Source organism: Clostridium fallax, from assembly GCF_900129365.1.
In the GTDB taxonomy this organism is placed as follows: domain Bacteria; phylum Bacillota; class Clostridia; order Clostridiales; family Clostridiaceae; genus Clostridium_AH; species Clostridium_AH fallax.
This window is the reverse complement of the sequence record NZ_FQVM01000037.1, coordinates 1-17831: the sequence shown is the minus strand read 5'-3', so window position 1 is coordinate 17831 and position 17831 is coordinate 1. Positions and strand designations below refer to the sequence as shown.

The following is a 17831-nucleotide window of genomic DNA, read 5'->3' as shown; positions in this document are numbered from 1 at the left end:
TATAAATATTATAAAATTAAGGTAGGATGCATTTATGAAAAAAGGATATTTATATATAATATTAAGTACATTTATATTTAGTACTATGGAAATAGCTGGTAAAATAGCTAATAATGGATTAAATCCATTTCAGCTTAATTTTTTAAGGTTTTTAATAGGTGGATTAATATTACTTTTACCTACTATTAAAGTGATAAAAGAAAAAAATATAAAATTAACTAAAAAAGATTTAGGATACTTTACAATTACTGGACTATTAGGCGTAGTGATAAGTATGTCTTTATTTCAATTAGCAATAGTTTATACAAAATCATCTACAGTTGCTGTACTATTTAGTACTAACCCTATTTTTACAATTCCATTTGCATATTTTATATTAAAAGAAAATTTAAACAAAAGTACAATTGCAGCAATAGTAATAAGTTTAATAGGAATTGGATGTATTTTAAATCCATTTGGTATAAAAATGAACAGAGCAGATTTAATTGGAATAATTTTAGCTATATTAGCAGCGATTACTTTTTCTCTATATAGTGTTTTGGTAAAAATGAAATCTGAAAAGTTCGGTAGTATAGTTATAAACTGCTTATCTTTTTTATTTGGTGATTTTATTATGCTTATATTAATGTTACTTTCAAGATTACCTATATTTAATATTAGAGTAGGTACAAAATTAAATTCAATGATTTATAATATACCTATATTTAAAGGTATAACATCTAGTAATATTTTAATTCTTTTATATTTAGGAATTGTAGTAACTGGATTAGGATATCTTCTATATTTTTTAGCAATGGATCAAACATCAGTAGTAATGGCATCTTTAGTGTTTTTTGTAAAACCTGCTTTAGCTCCAATTTTAGCATTATTAATATTGCAAGAAAGCATTCCTTTAAACACCATATTCGGAATTTTATTTATTCTTTTAGGTTCCTTTGTAATGCTTAAACATAAAAAACAAAAATCTAAAGCTTTAGAATTATCATAAAAGTTTTATAATATAATGGGAAGAAAAATAGCTTAATATAATACTTTTCGTATTGTATTAAGCTATTTTTCTATTTCTCTATATTACAATTAATGTAATATATTACTTTAAAAGTTTTAAAAAGTAAATTAATTCAATAAAATTCATAAAAGTTGGAAAATTGCAATTTAATAACAGGTGCTGGCAAAAGTGAGAAAAGAGTTGATTTATAACTAGATATCAATATAAACAAATTTAAGAACAGGTTTACATAAATTACAACATTTTACTATAATGTATGAGTTAGTATATAATCGACCTTGGAGATTTTAAAACCTATTATAGGCAGAATTACTGCATATAATAGGATTTTTCATTGTTTAGAGGGGGTAAAATAGTGAAAGGTAAGGATATAATATTACGACAAGAGATTTATAAATCTGATGCATTAAAGATTCTTAATTGGGTAGAAGATAGGGAAGTATCTAGATATTTAAATGAAAGATCTAGTGTAGGAAACAGCATTAAAGAAGTGGTAAGTAGAGTAAATATGCCAATATTAACTCCACTATTTAATCAAAATAGTAGCTTTTTTATTATACTTAATAACGATGAACCTATAGGGTTTTTAAGATTAGTTCCTAAGGGTAATACTGCTGAAATGGTAGTTGCTATTGGTGAAAAAGAAAAATGGGGTATGGGATTAGGTCCAAATGCAATTTTAGAAGGTCTTAAAAAGGCATTCTTTAATTGGAAGGTAGATGAAGTTGTTGCAAAAATAAATTTTAAAAATCATAGATCTAAAAGAGCCTTTACTAAAGCAGGATTTGAAGCAGATAGAAAACTTTTAACTGAAACTCAATATTCTATAACTTTAAAAAACTTTTTAAAGTTAGTAGCATAGATAAAATCTATGGATTAAATTGAAAAAAATAATATATTTTAGTGAGGTTTAAAGAATCTTATTATATAATAAATTTATACAATAAGATTTAATTTGGAGGAGAAGTAAAGATGTCAAGAATATTAGAAATTAGAAGTGAAGGTTATAACTGTGCAGAAACTTTAATAAAAATTTTTAATGAAGAGAAAAATCTTAATATTCCAGTATCTATTGGAACACCCTTTGGTTCAGGAATGTGTGTTGCAGAAAGCTGTGGAGCGGTAACAGGGGCTTTAATAGTAATTGGAGCTATTGAAGGAAGAGAATCAGCAGATAAACCTAATGATACTAGAAAGTACGCTAAAGAAATTATAAAAAGATTTAAAGAAAAATATGGAACTATTGATTGTGGAGCATTAAAAAGAGATAAAATATCTTGTAATGAACTTATAGAGTTTGCATACAATACAATAAATGAAATTATATAAGCTTAATATTATTTTTATATTATAAAGTATAAAATGTATTATAAATATGTATTTGTAAGTAAAAGGTAGATATGTTTTTACATATCTACCTTTTTAAACTTTAATTATCTTCTAAAATTTCAATTATAAATTTATCAAAATCAATAAAATCTATAAAATTATCTTTTGTAAAAGCCGTTTTATTTCTTTTATTATATTCTGATATATTCACTGAAAGCCAATAAGGTTCTTCTATATCAAATTCATTACATAAATTAGATATACCTAATTTTAAAGCTTTTTCATAGTTAGTTTCTATATTTAAATTTATAATTTTATCTTTTATGATCTTATTATTTTTTATTATTGTGCCGCAAAGTTTCAATATAATTTCCTCCTAATTATATAAAATTACTACTTTTAATAATTTTATATAAAGTTTTACAAAAGTACAAGGAAGTTATTATATATTTTTTGTAGATGGAATTCTCATAAAGTTATAAAGATATTTCCATACTATGTTAATACAAAAAATTTCAATTGGTATCATAATTAAACTTTTTATAATTCTAGAAGGTAATAATATCATTATACCTTTTCCTGTGATTATAGATAACCATAGTGTGTTTAATCCCATATCTATTATAAATGTGATTAATAATACAGAAATAGCAATTCTAAGTATAGAATTTTCTTTATTATAAAGAACTATTCCGTAAATTATACCACTTAATAATGCACTAAGAGTAAATCCAGGGAAATATGTACCTTTAGGAAAAAGAATCATACCAAGAATATCTGCTAGCATAGCTATCACACCACCGGATATCGGGCCTAGAGCTATTGAAGCTAAAGCTACTGGGAGAAATCCAAATCCTACTCTTAATATAGGAGTTTCTATAGAAAAAAATCTAGTAAAAACCACTTGTAATGCTATAAATAATCCAGCTAGAACAAACTTTTTAGTTTTACTCAAAAAAAAGCACCTCCTTTCTTCTACGATGGCAAAATTTGCCACGTGAAGAGGTATGCTCTTCCCAGTGGCAGCGGAATGCGAAAATTACACCGCAAATCTTTTGATTTTTCGTTCAGTGGCAACTTCCCGTCCATCTGACACTTAACGCGTAATAATCTACTCTGCCTTTTGCTAATTAATAATATTATAGTTTATTTCTTTATTACTAACAAGATATTTTTAAAGAAATTAGTATTAAAAAATTATGTAGTTAACAAACATTTACTTAATTGTAAAAATACGTAATTCAAATATTTTAAGTTTTATATTAAGAAAATTAAGATATGAAAAATATCTTTTGTAAAAAGTTGTTTAATTATTATAAAGTTATTATAAATATAGTTTTTTTATTAACTATAAATAAGTATAAATCTAATATTATTTATGAAATATTAAATAATATAATAAAAACATAAAAAATAAATTTTATAAAAAAGAGAAAGTAGTGTATTTTTATACCCTAAGTAAGAGTAATTTTTTGGCTCGTATATATATAGCTTTCCAATTATAATAAAGATGGTGATAAGATGATTTACGATTTTTTAAACATTAGACAAGAAAAAATATTAAAGATATTAATAAATAGCGATGATAGTATAACAGGAGACAAACTTGCAAAATCTGTAGAAATATCAAGAAAAACTTTACAAAAGGAAATACCAGCTATAAATTCATTTATTAAAAATTATAAATGTAATATTATTTCATCTAGAGGAGTAGGTTATAAATTTGAAAAGGAAGATTTCAATTTATACTTATCTCTTGAAAAGTTTTTAAACAAAAAAGAAGCTTTAATGGAAGAAAAAGATTTAAGAATAAAAACTATAATAAGTACACTAGCTCTTATAAGTGTTTGTTATGGGAAAGGCAGTATAAAAATAGAAGAACTTGCAGATAAACTTTATGTAAGTACATCTACTATAAAAAATGATATTAAAGAAGTTAAAGATATTTTAAAAGATTATGATTTAGAAATATCTAGAAATGGTAATAGTGGAATAAAGATAATTGGAGATGAAAGAAAAATAAGATCATTTATTTCTGATTACTTTGTAAGAAAAAATAGTAAAGATGTAAATAATGAAATAAAAGGACTATTAGGTGATTATAACGATTATTTTCCTTTGGTTGCTAGTAATGTTTTAGAAACTTTAGAAAAATTTAATATAAATATTACTGACTTAGGATTTAACAATTTATGTACCCATATTTTAATAACATTATATAGAATAAAAAATAATAAAATTGTTAGTTATGATGCTGAACCAATTAATTTCAAAGAAAATGAACATAAGGCTGCAGAATTTCTTAAAAATTGTATAGAAAATAATTTTCATATAAAATTTCCAAAAAGTGAAGTTATTTATCTTTATCAGCATTTAGTAGCTCAAAAAAGATTGTACATAGATAAAGATTTTATACAGTCTAGAGAAGATAGAAAAATTATAGACTGGATAAGAATGTGTAACGAAGATATTTATAGCTATACTGGTATAGATTTTAATAGTGATGATATTTTATCTAAGGGATTATTTACTCACTTAAGAAGTGCCTTTAATAGAATTAATTATGGTATGAATATTAAAAATTTTATGCTTGAGGATATAAAGAAAAATTATCCATTTGCTTTTGAAATAGCTACCTATTTTGCAAAATCTTTAAATAAGTTTTATGAAAAAGAAATAAATGAAAATGAAGTTGGTTTTATAGCATTGCATTTTGGTGGAGCTATTGAAAGATTAAGAGTTGAAAATAAAGTTAAAAAATATAAAACTATTGTAGTTTGTGCAACTGGTGTAGGAACATCTATATTAGTAAAAGCTAAATTAGAAAGTAAATTTAGTGATGTATTAGAAATCGTAGGATTTTATCCAGCTTTTAAATTAAAATCTATAGATTTATCTAAATATGATTTTATAATAACCACAATACCATTAAAGACTTATGATATTCCAGTAATACAAGTATCACCTATTTTGCTTGATGATGATTGCAATAAAATAAATAGATTTATAAGAAGCAAAATATATAACATAAGTAAGTTATCTAACTTGTTTAAAGAAGAGATATTCTTTAAAGATTTAAGTTTTAAAAATAAAAAGGAAGCTATAGAGTATATGTCTTCTCAAATGCTTAATTTAGGATATATTGATGAGAATATGAAAAATTCTTTTATAGAAAGAGAAGATATGGGAACTACAGAAATTGGTAACTTTGTAGCAATACCTCATGGAATCAAAGGTGAGGTTTATAAAGAAGCTATTGGAGTAGCTATTTTAAATGAACCTATAGAATGGCAATACGGTAAGGTTCAATTAATATTTATGTTATGTTTAAAAAAGGGACAAGTAAATAAAAATGAAGAATTATTTGCAGAACTTTATAGAAATCTAGATAGTGAGGAAAAAGTTTTAAATATTATAGAAAGCAAAGATTTAAGTAATCTTTGCAAGAACTATTAAAGTTAAATCTTTTATCACTTGAATGCTTAGGAGGAACAAATTATGATTGATAAAGATTTAGTTTTTTTAAACTTTCAAGCAAAAGATTCTAATGATTTTTTTGATAATATTTCAAAAATTTTATATGAAAGAGGATATGTAAAAGATAGTTTTAAAGAAGCTATTAAAAATAGAGAAAAGAATTTTCCAACTGGACTTCCAATAGAGCCTGTTGGTGTAGCAATACCACATACTGATAGTTGTCATATAAATAAACCTAAAATAGTATTTGTAAGATTTAATAAGAATATTGAATTTAAGGAAATGGGAGGAGATAATAACGTAGCTGTAGGAATGGCATTTGTACTTCTTGTAACAGATAAAGAAAAGCAAGTACCGCTATTACAAAAGTTAATGGGATTATTTACAGACCAGGACTTAATAAATAAATTATACAAAAAAGATAAAGAAGAAATAATAAACATTTTAGAGGAGGAATTAAAATGAAAAAAATAATAGTAGCATGTGGAGCTGGAATAGCAACTTCAACAATAGCAATTCAAAAGATTAAAACAAAATTAGAGGAAAAAGGATTATTAAGTAAAGTGCAATTTACTCAATGTACAGTAGCAGAAATTCCAATGAGAGTAGAAGGACATAATTTAATAGTAACTACTGCCTCAACTTCACAGGATTTTGGAATACCAGTAATTTCAGGATTACCATTTATAACAGGAATGGGTATAGATAAAGTTATGGAGGATATAATAGAAAAACTTGATTTATAAAATTTAAAAATATTGGGGGTAAAGGGGAAATGTCAGTTTTACAATATTTAGTTGATTTAGGTCCAGCAGTAATGATGCCTATTATATTTACTGTGTTTGCTTTATGCTTAAGGGTTAAGTTTGGTAAAGCTATAAGGTCTGGCTTATTAGTTGGAATAGGTTTCATAGGCTTAAGTACAATTATAAATCTTTTAACAGATAATTTAGGGCCAGCAGCAGAAAGAATGGTTGAGAATTTTGGACTACATTTAAATGTATTAGATGTAGGTTGGCCAGCAGCTTCAGCTATTGCATTTGGTTCAACAGTTGGAATACTTATTATTCCACTATGCCTTTTAGTTAACATAGTAATGTTATTAACTAGAACAACAAGAACTGTAAATGTTGATATATGGAATTTTTGGCACTTTGCATTTACAGGATCATTAGTTTATATGCTAACTAACAACATATTTATAAGTTTACTTTTAGCAGCAATAAATATGATAATAATAATGATTATAGCAGATAGAACTGCACCTTTAGTAGAAAAATTCTTAGGACTTCCAGGCATATCAATACCACATGGCTTTACAGGATCTTATGTTCCTATTGCTTATGTAGTAAATTGGATATTAGATAGAATACCTGGAATAAATAAGATTAAATTAGATGCAAATGATATACAAAAGAAGTTTGGAGTTTTTGGAGATCCTGCTATTCTTGGAACTTCAATAGGAGTTATATTAGGATTATTAGCAAAATATGATGTAAAACAAACATTAAATTTAGCTGTAGTAATGGGAGCAGTATTAGTTTTAACTCCAAAAATGGCAGCTATTTTAATGGAAGGACTAATGGTAGTATCAGAAGCAGTTCAAGAACTTATTCAACGTAAGTTCCAAGGAAAAGGGAAATTATACATAGGTTTAGATTCAGCAGTAGGAGTTGGTAATCCAGTAACTTTAGCAGTTTCATTAGTATTAATTCCAGTAACTTTAATACTAGCACTTATAATACCAGGAAATCAATTTTTACCATTCGCTAGTTTAGCAGGATTACCATTTATGTTTGTTTTAATAGTACCAATTGCTAAAGGAGACTTTTTTAGAACCTTTGTAATTGGAGTAATAACAGTAGCAATAGGATTATTAATAGGAACAAACTTAGCTCCATTATTTACAAAAGCAGCTGCAGCTGCAAATTTTGCAATACCAAATGGAACAGGATTAATTTCTAGTATGGATTATGGTTCAAGTCCTCTACCTTGGCTAATCGTAAAAATGGCAGAACTTAAATGGGTAGGAATAATAGTACTAACTGTATTCACACTATTACTTATGCTTTGGAATAGAAAGAAAATAATGGAATCAGATAATGAATAATAAACTTATAATTAAATATAAATTGAAAAATTAAAAATATAAAACTGTTATATGAAGAAGGTATGAAATTAATAGTTAAAACTATAATTTCATACTTTTTTTATCTTTAAAAACAGACAATGTGTAAATTAGTTTACAAAAACTTGTTATTTTTAAATTTATTAAAGAGTTATAATAAATTTGAATTATAGTGTTTTACATAAAAATTTATTTTTAAAATTATATTAAATATATACTAACTATATTTTTAATTAGTAAATAATAGAGTTTTTTAATGTTTTATTTAATAAAGAAGGTGTAAAAAATGATTTATTTTTTTATAGCTTTAATTGCTTGTATAATAGGGAGTTTTATTGGCGTAGGTGGAGGAATAATTATAATTCCTTTGCTTTTAAGTTTAGGTATTGAGAAAAGTAATGCAGCAGTTAATTCCGCTTTAACTGTTTTTATAATGTCTATATTAACAACTATAATTTATATTAGAAGAAAACAAGGGGATTTAAAAACAGCTATATTATTTGGAATAGGAGTAATACCAGGGGCGGCAATAGGAGTTCATATAAATAAATTGGTTTCTCCAAAGACATTTAATATTATATTTATTGTACTTATGATATCTTTAATTATAATATTATTTTTCAAAAAAAGAGTTCCTAAAATAAATTTAAATAATATAACTAAGCCTTTTATTGGATTATTTATAGGAATTGTTTCAGGACTTTTTGGAATAGGAGGAGGGCCTATAACTGTGCCTGCTTTACTATTATTATATGGTGCAACACAAAAAAATGCAGGAGCTACTGCAATATATTTAACTTTAATTGCTACTGGTAATGCAGTTTTAAATTATATGATTAGTGGAAATAAAGATTTAACTTTATCACTATATATGATTCCAGCAGCTATAATAGGATCTGCATTAGGTACATATTTTAATAAAAAGGCTAGTGAAAAATTATGTAATATACTATTTAATTGTGTATTGATATTTATAATAATAAAACAGGTATTTGCTATTTTTTAACAAAAAATATTTTATGATTATAATATTAGTATTTTATATTTGTAATATAATAAAAGAGTTGTCCGAATTTTGGACAACTCTTTTATTATGGATTATTTTTTATATACATCAGTTGCTATATTTTCTCTTTTAATTTCTATGCCATTTTGATAAGTTATTAAATAAGAGCGAATTTCTTTACTGTTATTTGGATTAGCTTGTGCATAAAGTTCGTAAGTTTTTCCACCCATAGCCTCTTTATTGCCATAAACATTAAATACAATATTTTTATCTTTAGTTATGTATCCTTCTATATAAATTGGAAAATCATAAGTGTTTTTAAATTTATAATCTAAGGATCCCCAAGCAACAGTGGCATCTAATCCTAGTGGAGAATAGCTAGTTTGCATAGAATGGTTATGTCTTTCTACTGATTTTATACCAGCTCTCATAACAGCTCTATATAAGGCAGTAGATACTTGACATATTCCTCCTCCAAGCCCGTCTTCTATCTTATCTCCAATCTAATTCCACCATAATCAAATCCTCTTGCTTTTGTTCTTTCACCTACAGTTTCATTATAACTAAAAACTTCACCAGGTAATATAAGAGTACCATTTACATATTTAGTAGCAGCATATAAATTTTTATCTCTACCTGGTTGAGAATTGTGAGCAAAACTAGATGTAAAAGTTGATATAATTCCATCTATTTTTGTAAGCATATCTTTTGTTACTTTTGGAGCAACTTCTTCAGTTGGAATTTCAATTGTCGTATCTTCTTTTTCTAAATTTCCATTTATATTTGCTTTTATTAATTTTGTCATTTCATCTTCGTTTATTTTTATACCATAAGCATCATTTTTTATTGATATTGAACCGTTATTTATGGAAATGCTAGCATTTTTAGGATTTCTATTTACCTTAGATGCTAACTGATTTTCATATTCTTTAATCTTATCCTCATTATAAGTAAATTGAAGAGTATATCTTTTGGGAGCTCCTTGATTTATTAAATCATTCTTAGCAAATAAATTTTCAGATTTACCGTAATTAAAAGCTTCATTAACGACTTCATCTATATTATAATGAGGGTTTAATTCATTATAATTTATTTTAATTTCTTCACCATTAGATTTAACAATTAAATTTTTATCTGTAATTATATTTGAAAAATTTGTATTTAATAATTCAGTTGCTTCTTCTTTAGTTTTTCCTGAAAGGTTTATGTCATTAACAATTACGCCAGGATACATTTTATTATTCCATTGTTCAACTTTATTTTTTATTGTCATTACATAGGTTATAAATATAGTAAGTATAATTCCGGCTATTATTGCTGTGGCTATTCCTAACTTAGTACCTATAGTAAGCTTTTTAGTTCTATCCCTTCGTCTCAAATTTTACTCCTCCTTTTCATGTATAATTATATACTAAAATAACAAAATATAGTTAAAAAATAACAACAATATAAGATTTTATATTATATTAATATATGATATAATATAAAATCTTATATTGACCTTATAAATGCTATATGATAAAACAACATAAATTTATATAAAAATTTATTGCTATACAAATTTTATTATATTTGGTTATAAAAGTTTATTTGAATTTTTACGACAATTCTTAGTATAATTAAGTATTATGTAAAATACAATAAATAAATGAATATATTAATTTTTATTTAAAAAAATTCATCATAAAAAAGAAATAATCTATAAAATTTTACTATTAAGAATAAATAGAAAATTTTGAAAAATACTTTGATTATTAATTATATTAGCATTATAATTTAAGAGAGAAGATTTATGGGAAATTCAATAAATATTATTTATATAATATTTTAAAAAGATAATGAATAAATATTTATTGATTAAAGACTATTTGGTATATGAAAATGGGGGTGTAAGATATGGATTTTTATGATAATATGCCTGGTCTTGATTCATATGTTGCTAAATATATGGATGAGAATGGATGCAGTTTTGAGGATGCATGTAAAGAGCTTGGAATAAATTATCCAGATGCATTTATTAAAAAAGATACAGAAATTTATGATTAAGTAAAATAGTATATGAAAAGGTTTTAATTAGAAACTATAAAATAAGGTTTTGTTCTCTTTAATTTAAAGAGAACAAAACCTTATTTTAATTATTACAATATTGTAATAATTAAATTCACCTATTTGTAATTTTATAAATTTAAAATATAAACTGTAAAGAAAATTAGAAATAGGGGGATCTAACAATGGAATTAATGAAGATTACAAATCTTTGTAAAAGTTATGGTAAAGGGGAAACAAAGGTTGATGCTTTAAAAAAAGTTAATTTAACTATAAATGAGGGAGAATTTATTGCAGTAGTTGGACCATCTGGTTCAGGAAAGAGCACATTATTACATTTGCTTGGTGGAGTAGATATTCCAACATCAGGAAGTATATCTTTAGAAGGAGTAGATATGTATACTTTAAAGGAAAGAGAACTTTCTATTTTAAGAAGAAGAAAAATAGGATTCATTTTTCAATTTTATAACTTATTACCGGTACTAACAGCAGAAGAAAATATTGAAATGCCAATTCTTTTAGATAATAAAAAACCAGATAAAAATTATATAAATGAGCTTTTAGATTTATTAGGAATTAAGGAAAGAAAAAATCATCTTCCTTCTCAATTATCAGGAGGACAACAACAAAGAGTGTCTATAGGTAGAGCCTTAGCTAATAAACCTTCTATTTTACTTGCAGATGAACCTACAGGAAATTTAGATTCTAAAAATTCAAGGGAAATAATAGAGCTTTTAAGATATTCTTCTAGAAGATATAATCAAACATTAATAATTATAACTCATGATTTAACTATAGCGAATATGGCAAATAGGGTAATAACAATAGAGGATGGAAAAATTAAAAGTGACGAGGTGATAAGAAATGAATAATTATAGCCAAATCACTTGGAAGTACTTAAAAAACAATAAAAAAAGAACAGTACTAACAATTATAGGAATAGTTTTAGCAGTATCTCTCTTTTCAGCTATAGGAACATTTTTTTATAGTTTTAAAGATAATATTATAAAAATAGAAAGAAATAAATCTGGAAATTATGAAGTGGTTTATAAAAATATTAATAGTGAAAACTTAAAGAAAATAGAAAATAATTTAAAAGTAAAGGATTATGGAGTTTCAATAAATTCATATGATATAAATTATAATTATGAAAATAAGAACTTTTATATAAAAATAGATAATTATGATAGCAATATGTTTAATAATATAAAAAATATATTATCAAAAGAAAAATTACATAATGAAATGTTTAAGGGAGAATTACCTAAAGAAAAAGGGGAGATAATTTTAGAAAACCGTTTAGAAAAAAAATTAAATAAAGGATTAGGAGATAATATTAAATTAAAGATAAATGATGAAGAAAGAAACTTTAAAATTGTAGGATTTTTTGAACCTAGAGTAGAAGTTTCAGAAAGTTTTTCTGGAGCCACTTTAATAAAGGATGATGATTTAAAAAATAATAAATGTAATATTTATTTAAATCTTAAAAATAAGAAAAATATAAGAGAAGAAGGAAAAGAAATAGGTAAAAATTTAGGCCTAAAAGAAAATCAGACAGAGTTTAATGAAAAACTTTTAAGAGTTATGATGCAAGATGGAGATGAAAATATAAATAATATGTTAAAAAAGATGATTGCTATAGTAATACCTATAATAATTTTATGTACTATAGCTGTTATATATAATTCATTTAATATTTCTGTTGCAGAGAGAATTAAACATTTTGGAATTCTTAGAAGTATAGGAGCATCTCCTTTTAAAATTAAAAAATTAGTTTTTAAAGAAGCATTTATAATGTGCATTATTTCAATACCTTTAGGAGTAATTTTAGGATATTTAGGATTGTACATAGTTGTAGATATTTTTATAAAAAATACGGAAATAGGAGTAATTAATGGTTCACTTTTTAATATTAAATTTTATCCAGAGATTATATTAATATCATCATTATTATCTTTTATTACTGTATTTTTATCAGTAATTTTTCCAGCAAAAAAAGCATCAAAAATATCTCCTATAGAGGCAATAAAAAATTCTAAAGTATATAAAAACGAAAAATTAAAAAGAAGAAAAGGTAGACTTGTAAAATTACTTTTCGGAGTAGAAGGAGAAATTGCTTACAAAAATATAAGAAGAAATAACAAAAGATTTATAATAACAATTTTTTCATTAAGTATTTCTTTTATAATGTTTGTAACATTTACAGCAGCAATGAAAACTCAAAAGTCAATTTTAAATCAAATATATGAAGAATATCCCTTTGAAGCTTCAATAATGAATCAAAAAGGAAATATAAATGATAATATTTTAAATAACTTAAAAGAAAATAAGGATATAGAAAAACTCTATACACCTATAAGTACTATAAATCCTTTATTTATTGAAAAATCTAAAATCAATGAAGAGTATTTAAATGAAAAAGCTAAGGACACTATTAAAGATAATAAAATAAATGAGGAAGATTATATAGAATTTAATTATGGAGCTATTAGTGGATATGATAACAATTCTATAGATATATTAAATAAATATTCTAAGAATACTATAGATAAAAATGAATTAGAAAAAGGTGGAGTAATTTTAAAAGATACAAATGCTTTTAAAAAGAATGGAAAATATTCTATAGGAAGATTTACTAATTATAAGGTAGGAGACATTATTAATATTCCCAAGATACCTAAAAATCTTCCAAGTGATTTACAAAAAAATAAAATTAGTAAAGAAGATTTTGATAATGCTTGTAAAAAAGCTATTGAAAATGGTGATTTTATAAACGCAAAAATCATAGCAATAGTTGATAGAAATCCTATAGAGAATAATAGAAAAACTAATAGAATAAACTTAATATTCTCTAAAGAATTTTTAAGAGAAAATTTAAGTGATGAGAATTTAAAATCTGTATCTATGACTTTTAAGAAAAACGCAGATATTAATAATGAAGAAATTGAAAAATTAGCAGAAGATAATGATTGTATGTATATGAGTACGGAACAAATGAATAAATTATTATCTTCATCTAATACTATAATTTCAACTTTTATTTATGGATTTATTACAATAGTTTCTACTATTGCAATAGTTAATATAATAAATACTATAACTATGGGATTATTACTTAGAAAAAGTGAATTTGCAACTTTAAGTGCCATAGGAATGACAAAAAGACAGTTAAGTAAAATGATAATTTTAGAAGGTGTTTTATATGGAGTTATAGTAAGTATAATAGGTAGTCTTATATCCTTTGGATTATTTACTTTGATGATAAGAAATTCTCAAATTATTGTTGAAAATGGATATAAAGTTCCAATAGATGTATTTATAATAGGTATAGTATCAATTTTAATATTAACTCTTTTAGCATCATTAATGCCGTTACATAAATTAAAAAAAATCAGTATAGTTGAAAATATTAGAGCAGAAGAATAATAATAAATTAAAACATTATTATATTTTTATAAAGAATAAATCCTATTTAGAAAAATATCTAAATAGGATTTTTTATAAAAACTAATTTTCTTCTTTATTAATAAGTTTTATTATATTAGATTTATGTCTTATAACTATTAATATAGCTGCTAATGAAGCAGAAACTATTATTGAAATAGGAAAATTCATAAAAGCACACACAATTGGTATAGTTAAACCAAGAACTATTGATCTAATAGAAACTATAGGTGTTATTAAACGAAGTAAAAAGTGCATAGCAACAGCAATTATTACTGGTATAGTAGCAATTAGTGCAAAAGCTCCAAGAGTAGTATTTACTCCTTTTCCACCATTGAAGTTAAGAAAAGGAGTATAATCATGTCCTAAAATTGCAGCTAAAGCTATAATAGAAAGAAATAAATCCTTAGAAATAGAAATATTTATAAAGTTAAATATTAGTAATCCTAAGATTACAGGAATTAATCCTTTTGAAATATCTGCTATTTGAGTGTAAATGGAAGCTTTTTTTCCTAAAATCCTACCTACATTTGTAGAACCTATATTTCCACTACCTTTTTTTGTTATGTCTATACCATATAATTTATTAGAAATTATATAACCTACAGGTATAGAGCCAAGTAAAAATGACACTATTATAGTTATTATGATTATTAAATTATTCATTAAACCCACCTTAAAAATATTTTTATGTAAAATTCTTTAAATTTGACTTTACATAAAAATATAATATCATATTTTAATATTTAAAAGTTATAAAAAAAAGCTATTGATTTTACTAAATATATAGATAAAAGCTTATTTAAGAATGATAAATATAAAATATGATATAATTTAACTAATTTGTAAAAGGTAGAGGTGTTTAAAGATGAGAATATTATTAATAGAAGATGATTTAGCCTTATCAATAGGAATTGAATATACTTTAAAACAAGAAAATTATGATGTTATAAAGAAAAATAATTTAAAAGAAGGTAGAGATAGCTTAAAAGAAAATATTGATTTGATTCTTTTAGATGTTATGCTACCAGATGGGAATGGATATGATTTTTGTAGGGAGATTAGGGACTCTAAAAATAATATTCCTATAATTTTTATAACTGCCTGTGATGAAGAGGCTAATGTAGTTTTAGGATTAGATATAGGGGCAGATGACTATATAACAAAGCCTATTAGGATAAAAGAACTTTTATCAAGAATTAATGCAGTTATTAGAAGAAATAACGTAGAAAAAAAATTAGAAAGTAATAAGGAAAAGGTTTTTGTATCAGGAGATATTATATTAAATCCTCTTAAAGCTAATTTTAGAAAAAGAGATAAAGATATAATGCTTACTCCAGTAGAATATAAATTGATTTTAATATTTTTAAAAAGCAAAAACAATGCGTTATCAAGAGACATTATTTTAGAAAAGCTATGGGATATTGACGGTGATTTTATTGATAGTAATACTTTAAATGTTTACATAAAAAGATTAAGAGAAAAAATAGAGGATAATAGTAAAAAGCCTAAATATATAGAAACAATAAGGGGAATAGGATATAGATGGGCAGAAGAAATATTAGAAAAATAAATAAGCTTTAAAATTATAGAGGAGTTTTTTATGAAATATTTTAGAAATTTAGAATTAAAATATTTAAGCATTAAATTTTTAGTTATTTTTATATTAAGTAGTATTTGCATTTCATTTATATGTTATATAGAAGGAGAAAAATTAAATAAAATTTACATAAAACAAAATATTATAATAGCAGGTAATATTTTATCTAAAAATCCTGATTTAGAAGATGAAGTTATTAAGGGTATTACATCTAAAAATCAAGAAAATTATAATTTAGGTAAGGAGATTCTTAGTAAATATTCTTATGATAAATTAACATTGAAAGAAAATCCTAGTATATTAAATTTTTTTTATAAATTTACTATAATAATTATGCTAGTGATAATTTTATTTTTAATAATGGCTATTATATTTGCAATTAAAGGCTATATTAAGTTTTATAAGAAAATAGAAGAATTTACTATAGTTGCAGAAGAGGTTGTAGAGGGAAATTTTAATTTGATTAAAGAAGAATATGATGAAGGTGAACTATATATTTTTTCTAACAAATTTAACTTAATGATTAATAGATTGAATAACTCTGTAAAAAAATTAAAAGAAGAAAAATTATTTTTAAAAAATATCATTTCAGATATTTCTCATCAGTTAAAAACCCCCTTAGCATCTCTAATCATGTTTAATGATCTTATGAAAAATAAAGATATGTCTTTAGAAGATAAAAACTATTTTTTAAATTTAAGTGAAGAGCAGTTAAAAAGAATGGAATGGCTAATAATAAGTTTGCTAAAACTTAGTAGATTAGAAGCAAAAGTTATAAAATTTGATATAAAAAGTAATCCAATATACATAACTATAATGAAATCTATAAGTCCAATAAAGGAAAAAGCAAGAGAAAAAAATATATCTATAAATTTAAAATTAGATGAAAAAATAAGATTTAATCATGACTTAAATTGGACTGCAGAGGCTTTAACAAACATAATAAAAAATAGTATTGAACATACAAAAAATGGAGGTTATATAAATATAAAGATTTATGAAACTCCATTAGCTATATTTATTTCTATAGAAGATAATGGTGAAGGTATACCTAAAAATTTAATACCTAAGATTTTCAAAAGATTCTATAAAGGAGAAAACTCTACGAATCCAACTAGTATAGGGATAGGCCTTTCATTAAGTAAAAGAATAATAGAATCTCAAAATGGTTCTATAAATGTAGAAAGCGAAATTAAAAAGGGAACTAAATTTAATATAACATTTTTAAAAACAGTGATATAAATTATATAATTATATAAATTTATATGATATAATATAGTAATTTGTAATTATTACTAGGTAATAATTGTTAGATTTAATCTCAAGAATAATAATGGAAAGGAAGAAACTATGAAAAAAAGAAATAAGGATATTATTATTATAGGAATAATATTAGTTGGATTATCTATATTTTTACATTATCTACATTTTTTAATCTTTAAAGATTTGCATCATACATTAATATTTTTATTTGCAGATATAGCTTTTATACCAATGGAAGTATTTTTTACAAGTGTAGTAATTGAGAAGTTTTTAGAAAGAAGAGAAAAGTCTCATATGATTGAAAAGATAAATATGCTTATAGGTGTATTTTATAGCGAATTAGGAATAAAAATTTTACAATTAATAATTCATGGTGATAATAAGGTACAGGCTTTAAGAAAAAATGCCATATTGGATAAAAATTATAATGAAAATGATTTTAAAACTTTAGAAGAAAAATTTAAAAGTTATAATTATGAATTAGATGTACATAAAATTGATTTATCAAGTTTAAAAAATATATTAGATG

The 17831-nt window shown here is 23.8% G+C and carries 18 protein-coding genes, 1 pseudogene and 1 riboswitch; of the genes and pseudogenes, 14 read left to right on the top strand and 5 right to left on the bottom strand.

The window, feature by feature from the left end:
* The first annotated feature begins 34 nt into the window (after positions 1-34).
* The 3 genes from BUA70_RS12160 (at position 35) to BUA70_RS12150 (ending at position 2338) form a co-directional block, all read left to right on the top strand.
* Positions 35-988 (top strand): DMT family transporter, encoded by a 954-nt coding sequence (locus BUA70_RS12160; protein WP_072897663.1) that lies wholly within the window; start codon positions 35-37, stop codon positions 986-988.
* 376 nt (positions 989-1364) lie between these two features.
* On the top strand, positions 1365-1871 hold the full coding sequence (locus tag BUA70_RS12155) for a GNAT family N-acetyltransferase (RefSeq protein ID WP_072897661.1): 507 nt from the start codon (positions 1365-1367) through the stop codon (positions 1869-1871).
* 110 nt (positions 1872-1981) lie between these two features.
* Positions 1982-2338, top strand: a complete 357-nt coding sequence (locus BUA70_RS12150; RefSeq protein ID WP_072897659.1) for a C-GCAxxG-C-C family (seleno)protein — start codon at positions 1982-1984, stop codon at positions 2336-2338.
* A 100-nt stretch (positions 2339-2438) separates the two neighbouring features.
* On the opposite strand, the gene BUA70_RS12145 is transcribed toward BUA70_RS12150, so the two are convergent.
* Positions 2439-2702: a hypothetical protein gene (locus BUA70_RS12145; protein ID WP_242977307.1), complete on the bottom strand. Its 264-nt coding sequence runs from the start codon at positions 2700-2702 to the stop codon at positions 2439-2441.
* A gap of 78 nt (positions 2703-2780) precedes the next feature.
* The gene (locus BUA70_RS12140; protein WP_072897657.1) at positions 2781-3293 is read right to left on the bottom strand and encodes a folate family ECF transporter S component; all 513 of its coding nucleotides are present in this window, start codon (positions 3291-3293) and stop codon (positions 2781-2783) included.
* Positions 3294-3359: 66 nt separating this feature from the next.
* A riboswitch (THF riboswitch) is annotated at positions 3360-3459 on the bottom strand.
* A gap of 400 nt (positions 3460-3859) precedes the next feature.
* Here BUA70_RS12140 and BUA70_RS12135 point away from each other — a divergent pair.
* The 5 genes from BUA70_RS12135 (at position 3860) to BUA70_RS12115 (ending at position 8949) form a co-directional block, all read left to right on the top strand.
* Positions 3860-5794, top strand: a complete 1935-nt coding sequence (locus BUA70_RS12135; protein ID WP_072897655.1) for a BglG family transcription antiterminator — start codon at positions 3860-3862, stop codon at positions 5792-5794.
* Between the two features lie 42 nt (positions 5795-5836).
* Positions 5837-6280, top strand: a complete 444-nt coding sequence (locus BUA70_RS12130) for a PTS sugar transporter subunit IIA (protein WP_072897653.1) — start codon at positions 5837-5839, stop codon at positions 6278-6280.
* Positions 6277-6561 carry a PTS sugar transporter subunit IIB gene (locus BUA70_RS12125; protein ID WP_072897649.1) on the top strand — a complete coding sequence of 95 codons (285 nt, stop codon included), beginning with the start codon at positions 6277-6279 and terminating at the stop codon, positions 6559-6561. The genes BUA70_RS12130 and BUA70_RS12125 overlap by 4 nt, the downstream gene beginning before the upstream one ends.
* Positions 6562-6590: 29 nt before the next feature.
* Positions 6591-7925 (top strand): PTS galactitol transporter subunit IIC, encoded by a 1335-nt coding sequence (locus tag BUA70_RS12120; RefSeq protein WP_072897647.1) that lies wholly within the window; start codon positions 6591-6593, stop codon positions 7923-7925.
* Between the two features lie 304 nt (positions 7926-8229).
* Entirely contained in the window at positions 8230-8949 is a 720-nt protein-coding gene (locus BUA70_RS12115) for a sulfite exporter TauE/SafE family protein (RefSeq protein ID WP_072897645.1), read from the top strand.
* 92 nt (positions 8950-9041) lie between these two features.
* Here BUA70_RS12115 and BUA70_RS13335 read toward each other — a convergent pair whose 3' ends face one another.
* Both BUA70_RS13335 and BUA70_RS13330 read right to left on the bottom strand, forming a co-directional pair.
* Positions 9042-9416 carry a VanW family protein gene (locus tag BUA70_RS13335; RefSeq protein WP_278337209.1) on the bottom strand — a complete coding sequence of 125 codons (375 nt, stop codon included), beginning with the start codon at positions 9414-9416 and terminating at the stop codon, positions 9042-9044.
* A 20-nt stretch (positions 9417-9436) separates the two neighbouring features.
* The gene (locus BUA70_RS13330) at positions 9437-10327 is read right to left on the bottom strand and encodes a peptidoglycan binding domain-containing protein (RefSeq protein WP_072897639.1); all 891 of its coding nucleotides are present in this window, start codon (positions 10325-10327) and stop codon (positions 9437-9439) included.
* Positions 10328-10863: 536 nt separating this feature from the next.
* Here BUA70_RS13330 and BUA70_RS13325 point away from each other — a divergent pair.
* The 3 genes from BUA70_RS13325 (at position 10864) to BUA70_RS12095 (ending at position 14421) form a co-directional block, all read left to right on the top strand.
* Positions 10864-10995, top strand: coding sequence for a hypothetical protein (locus tag BUA70_RS13325; RefSeq protein WP_280164086.1), 132 nt, complete (start codon positions 10864-10866; stop codon positions 10993-10995).
* 185 nt (positions 10996-11180) lie between these two features.
* Complete coding sequence (locus tag BUA70_RS12100) at positions 11181-11867, top strand: ABC transporter ATP-binding protein (protein WP_072897638.1); 687 nt, start codon at positions 11181-11183, stop codon at positions 11865-11867.
* Entirely contained in the window at positions 11860-14421 is a 2562-nt protein-coding gene (locus tag BUA70_RS12095; protein ID WP_072897637.1) for an ABC transporter permease, read from the top strand. Before BUA70_RS12100 ends, BUA70_RS12095 begins: the two co-directional genes overlap by 8 nt.
* An 81-nt stretch (positions 14422-14502) precedes the next feature.
* Here the strand turns inward: BUA70_RS12095 and plsY are convergent, their stop codons facing one another.
* Positions 14503-15105 carry a glycerol-3-phosphate 1-O-acyltransferase PlsY gene (plsY, locus tag BUA70_RS12090; protein ID WP_072897636.1) on the bottom strand — a complete coding sequence of 201 codons (603 nt, stop codon included), beginning with the start codon at positions 15103-15105 and terminating at the stop codon, positions 14503-14505.
* Between the two features lie 202 nt (positions 15106-15307).
* Between plsY and BUA70_RS12085 the strand changes: the two genes are divergently transcribed.
* The 3 genes and pseudogenes from BUA70_RS12085 to BUA70_RS12075 form a co-directional block, all read left to right on the top strand.
* Positions 15308-16012 (top strand): response regulator transcription factor, encoded by a 705-nt coding sequence (locus tag BUA70_RS12085; RefSeq protein WP_072897633.1) that lies wholly within the window; start codon positions 15308-15310, stop codon positions 16010-16012.
* Positions 16013-16042: 30 nt separating this feature from the next.
* Positions 16043-17281: a sensor histidine kinase gene (locus BUA70_RS12080; protein WP_072897632.1), complete on the top strand. Its 1239-nt coding sequence runs from the start codon at positions 16043-16045 to the stop codon at positions 17279-17281.
* 108 nt (positions 17282-17389) lie between these two features.
* Positions 17390-17831, top strand: a pseudogene (locus BUA70_RS12075) (hypothetical protein); the annotation flags it as partial.

What these genes read in the sequence shown, in the direction of transcription:
- BUA70_RS12160 (WP_072897663.1), top strand. Translation starts at nt 35, where the DNA reads ATGAAAAAAGGATATTTATATATAATATTAAGTACATTTATATTTAGT.
- BUA70_RS12150 (WP_072897659.1), top strand. Translation starts at nt 1,982, where the DNA reads ATGTCAAGAATATTAGAAATTAGAAGTGAAGGTTATAACTGTGCAGAA.
- BUA70_RS12135 (WP_072897655.1), top strand. Translation starts at nt 3,860, where the DNA reads ATGATTTACGATTTTTTAAACATTAGACAAGAAAAAATATTAAAGATA.
- BUA70_RS12130 (WP_072897653.1), top strand. Translation starts at nt 5,837, where the DNA reads ATGATTGATAAAGATTTAGTTTTTTTAAACTTTCAAGCAAAAGATTCT.
- BUA70_RS12125 (WP_072897649.1), top strand. Translation starts at nt 6,277, where the DNA reads ATGAAAAAAATAATAGTAGCATGTGGAGCTGGAATAGCAACTTCAACA.
- BUA70_RS12120 (WP_072897647.1), top strand. Translation starts at nt 6,591, where the DNA reads ATGTCAGTTTTACAATATTTAGTTGATTTAGGTCCAGCAGTAATGATG.
- BUA70_RS12115 (WP_072897645.1), top strand. Translation starts at nt 8,230, where the DNA reads ATGATTTATTTTTTTATAGCTTTAATTGCTTGTATAATAGGGAGTTTT.
- BUA70_RS13325 (WP_280164086.1), top strand. Translation starts at nt 10,864, where the DNA reads ATGCCTGGTCTTGATTCATATGTTGCTAAATATATGGATGAGAATGGA.
- BUA70_RS12100 (WP_072897638.1), top strand. Translation starts at nt 11,181, where the DNA reads ATGGAATTAATGAAGATTACAAATCTTTGTAAAAGTTATGGTAAAGGG.
- BUA70_RS12095 (WP_072897637.1), top strand. Translation starts at nt 11,860, where the DNA reads ATGAATAATTATAGCCAAATCACTTGGAAGTACTTAAAAAACAATAAA.
- plsY (WP_072897636.1), bottom strand. Translation starts at nt 15,105, where the DNA reads ATGAATAATTTAATAATCATAATAACTATAATAGTGTCATTTTTACTT.
- BUA70_RS12085 (WP_072897633.1), top strand. Translation starts at nt 15,308, where the DNA reads ATGAGAATATTATTAATAGAAGATGATTTAGCCTTATCAATAGGAATT.
- BUA70_RS12080 (WP_072897632.1), top strand. Translation starts at nt 16,043, where the DNA reads ATGAAATATTTTAGAAATTTAGAATTAAAATATTTAAGCATTAAATTT.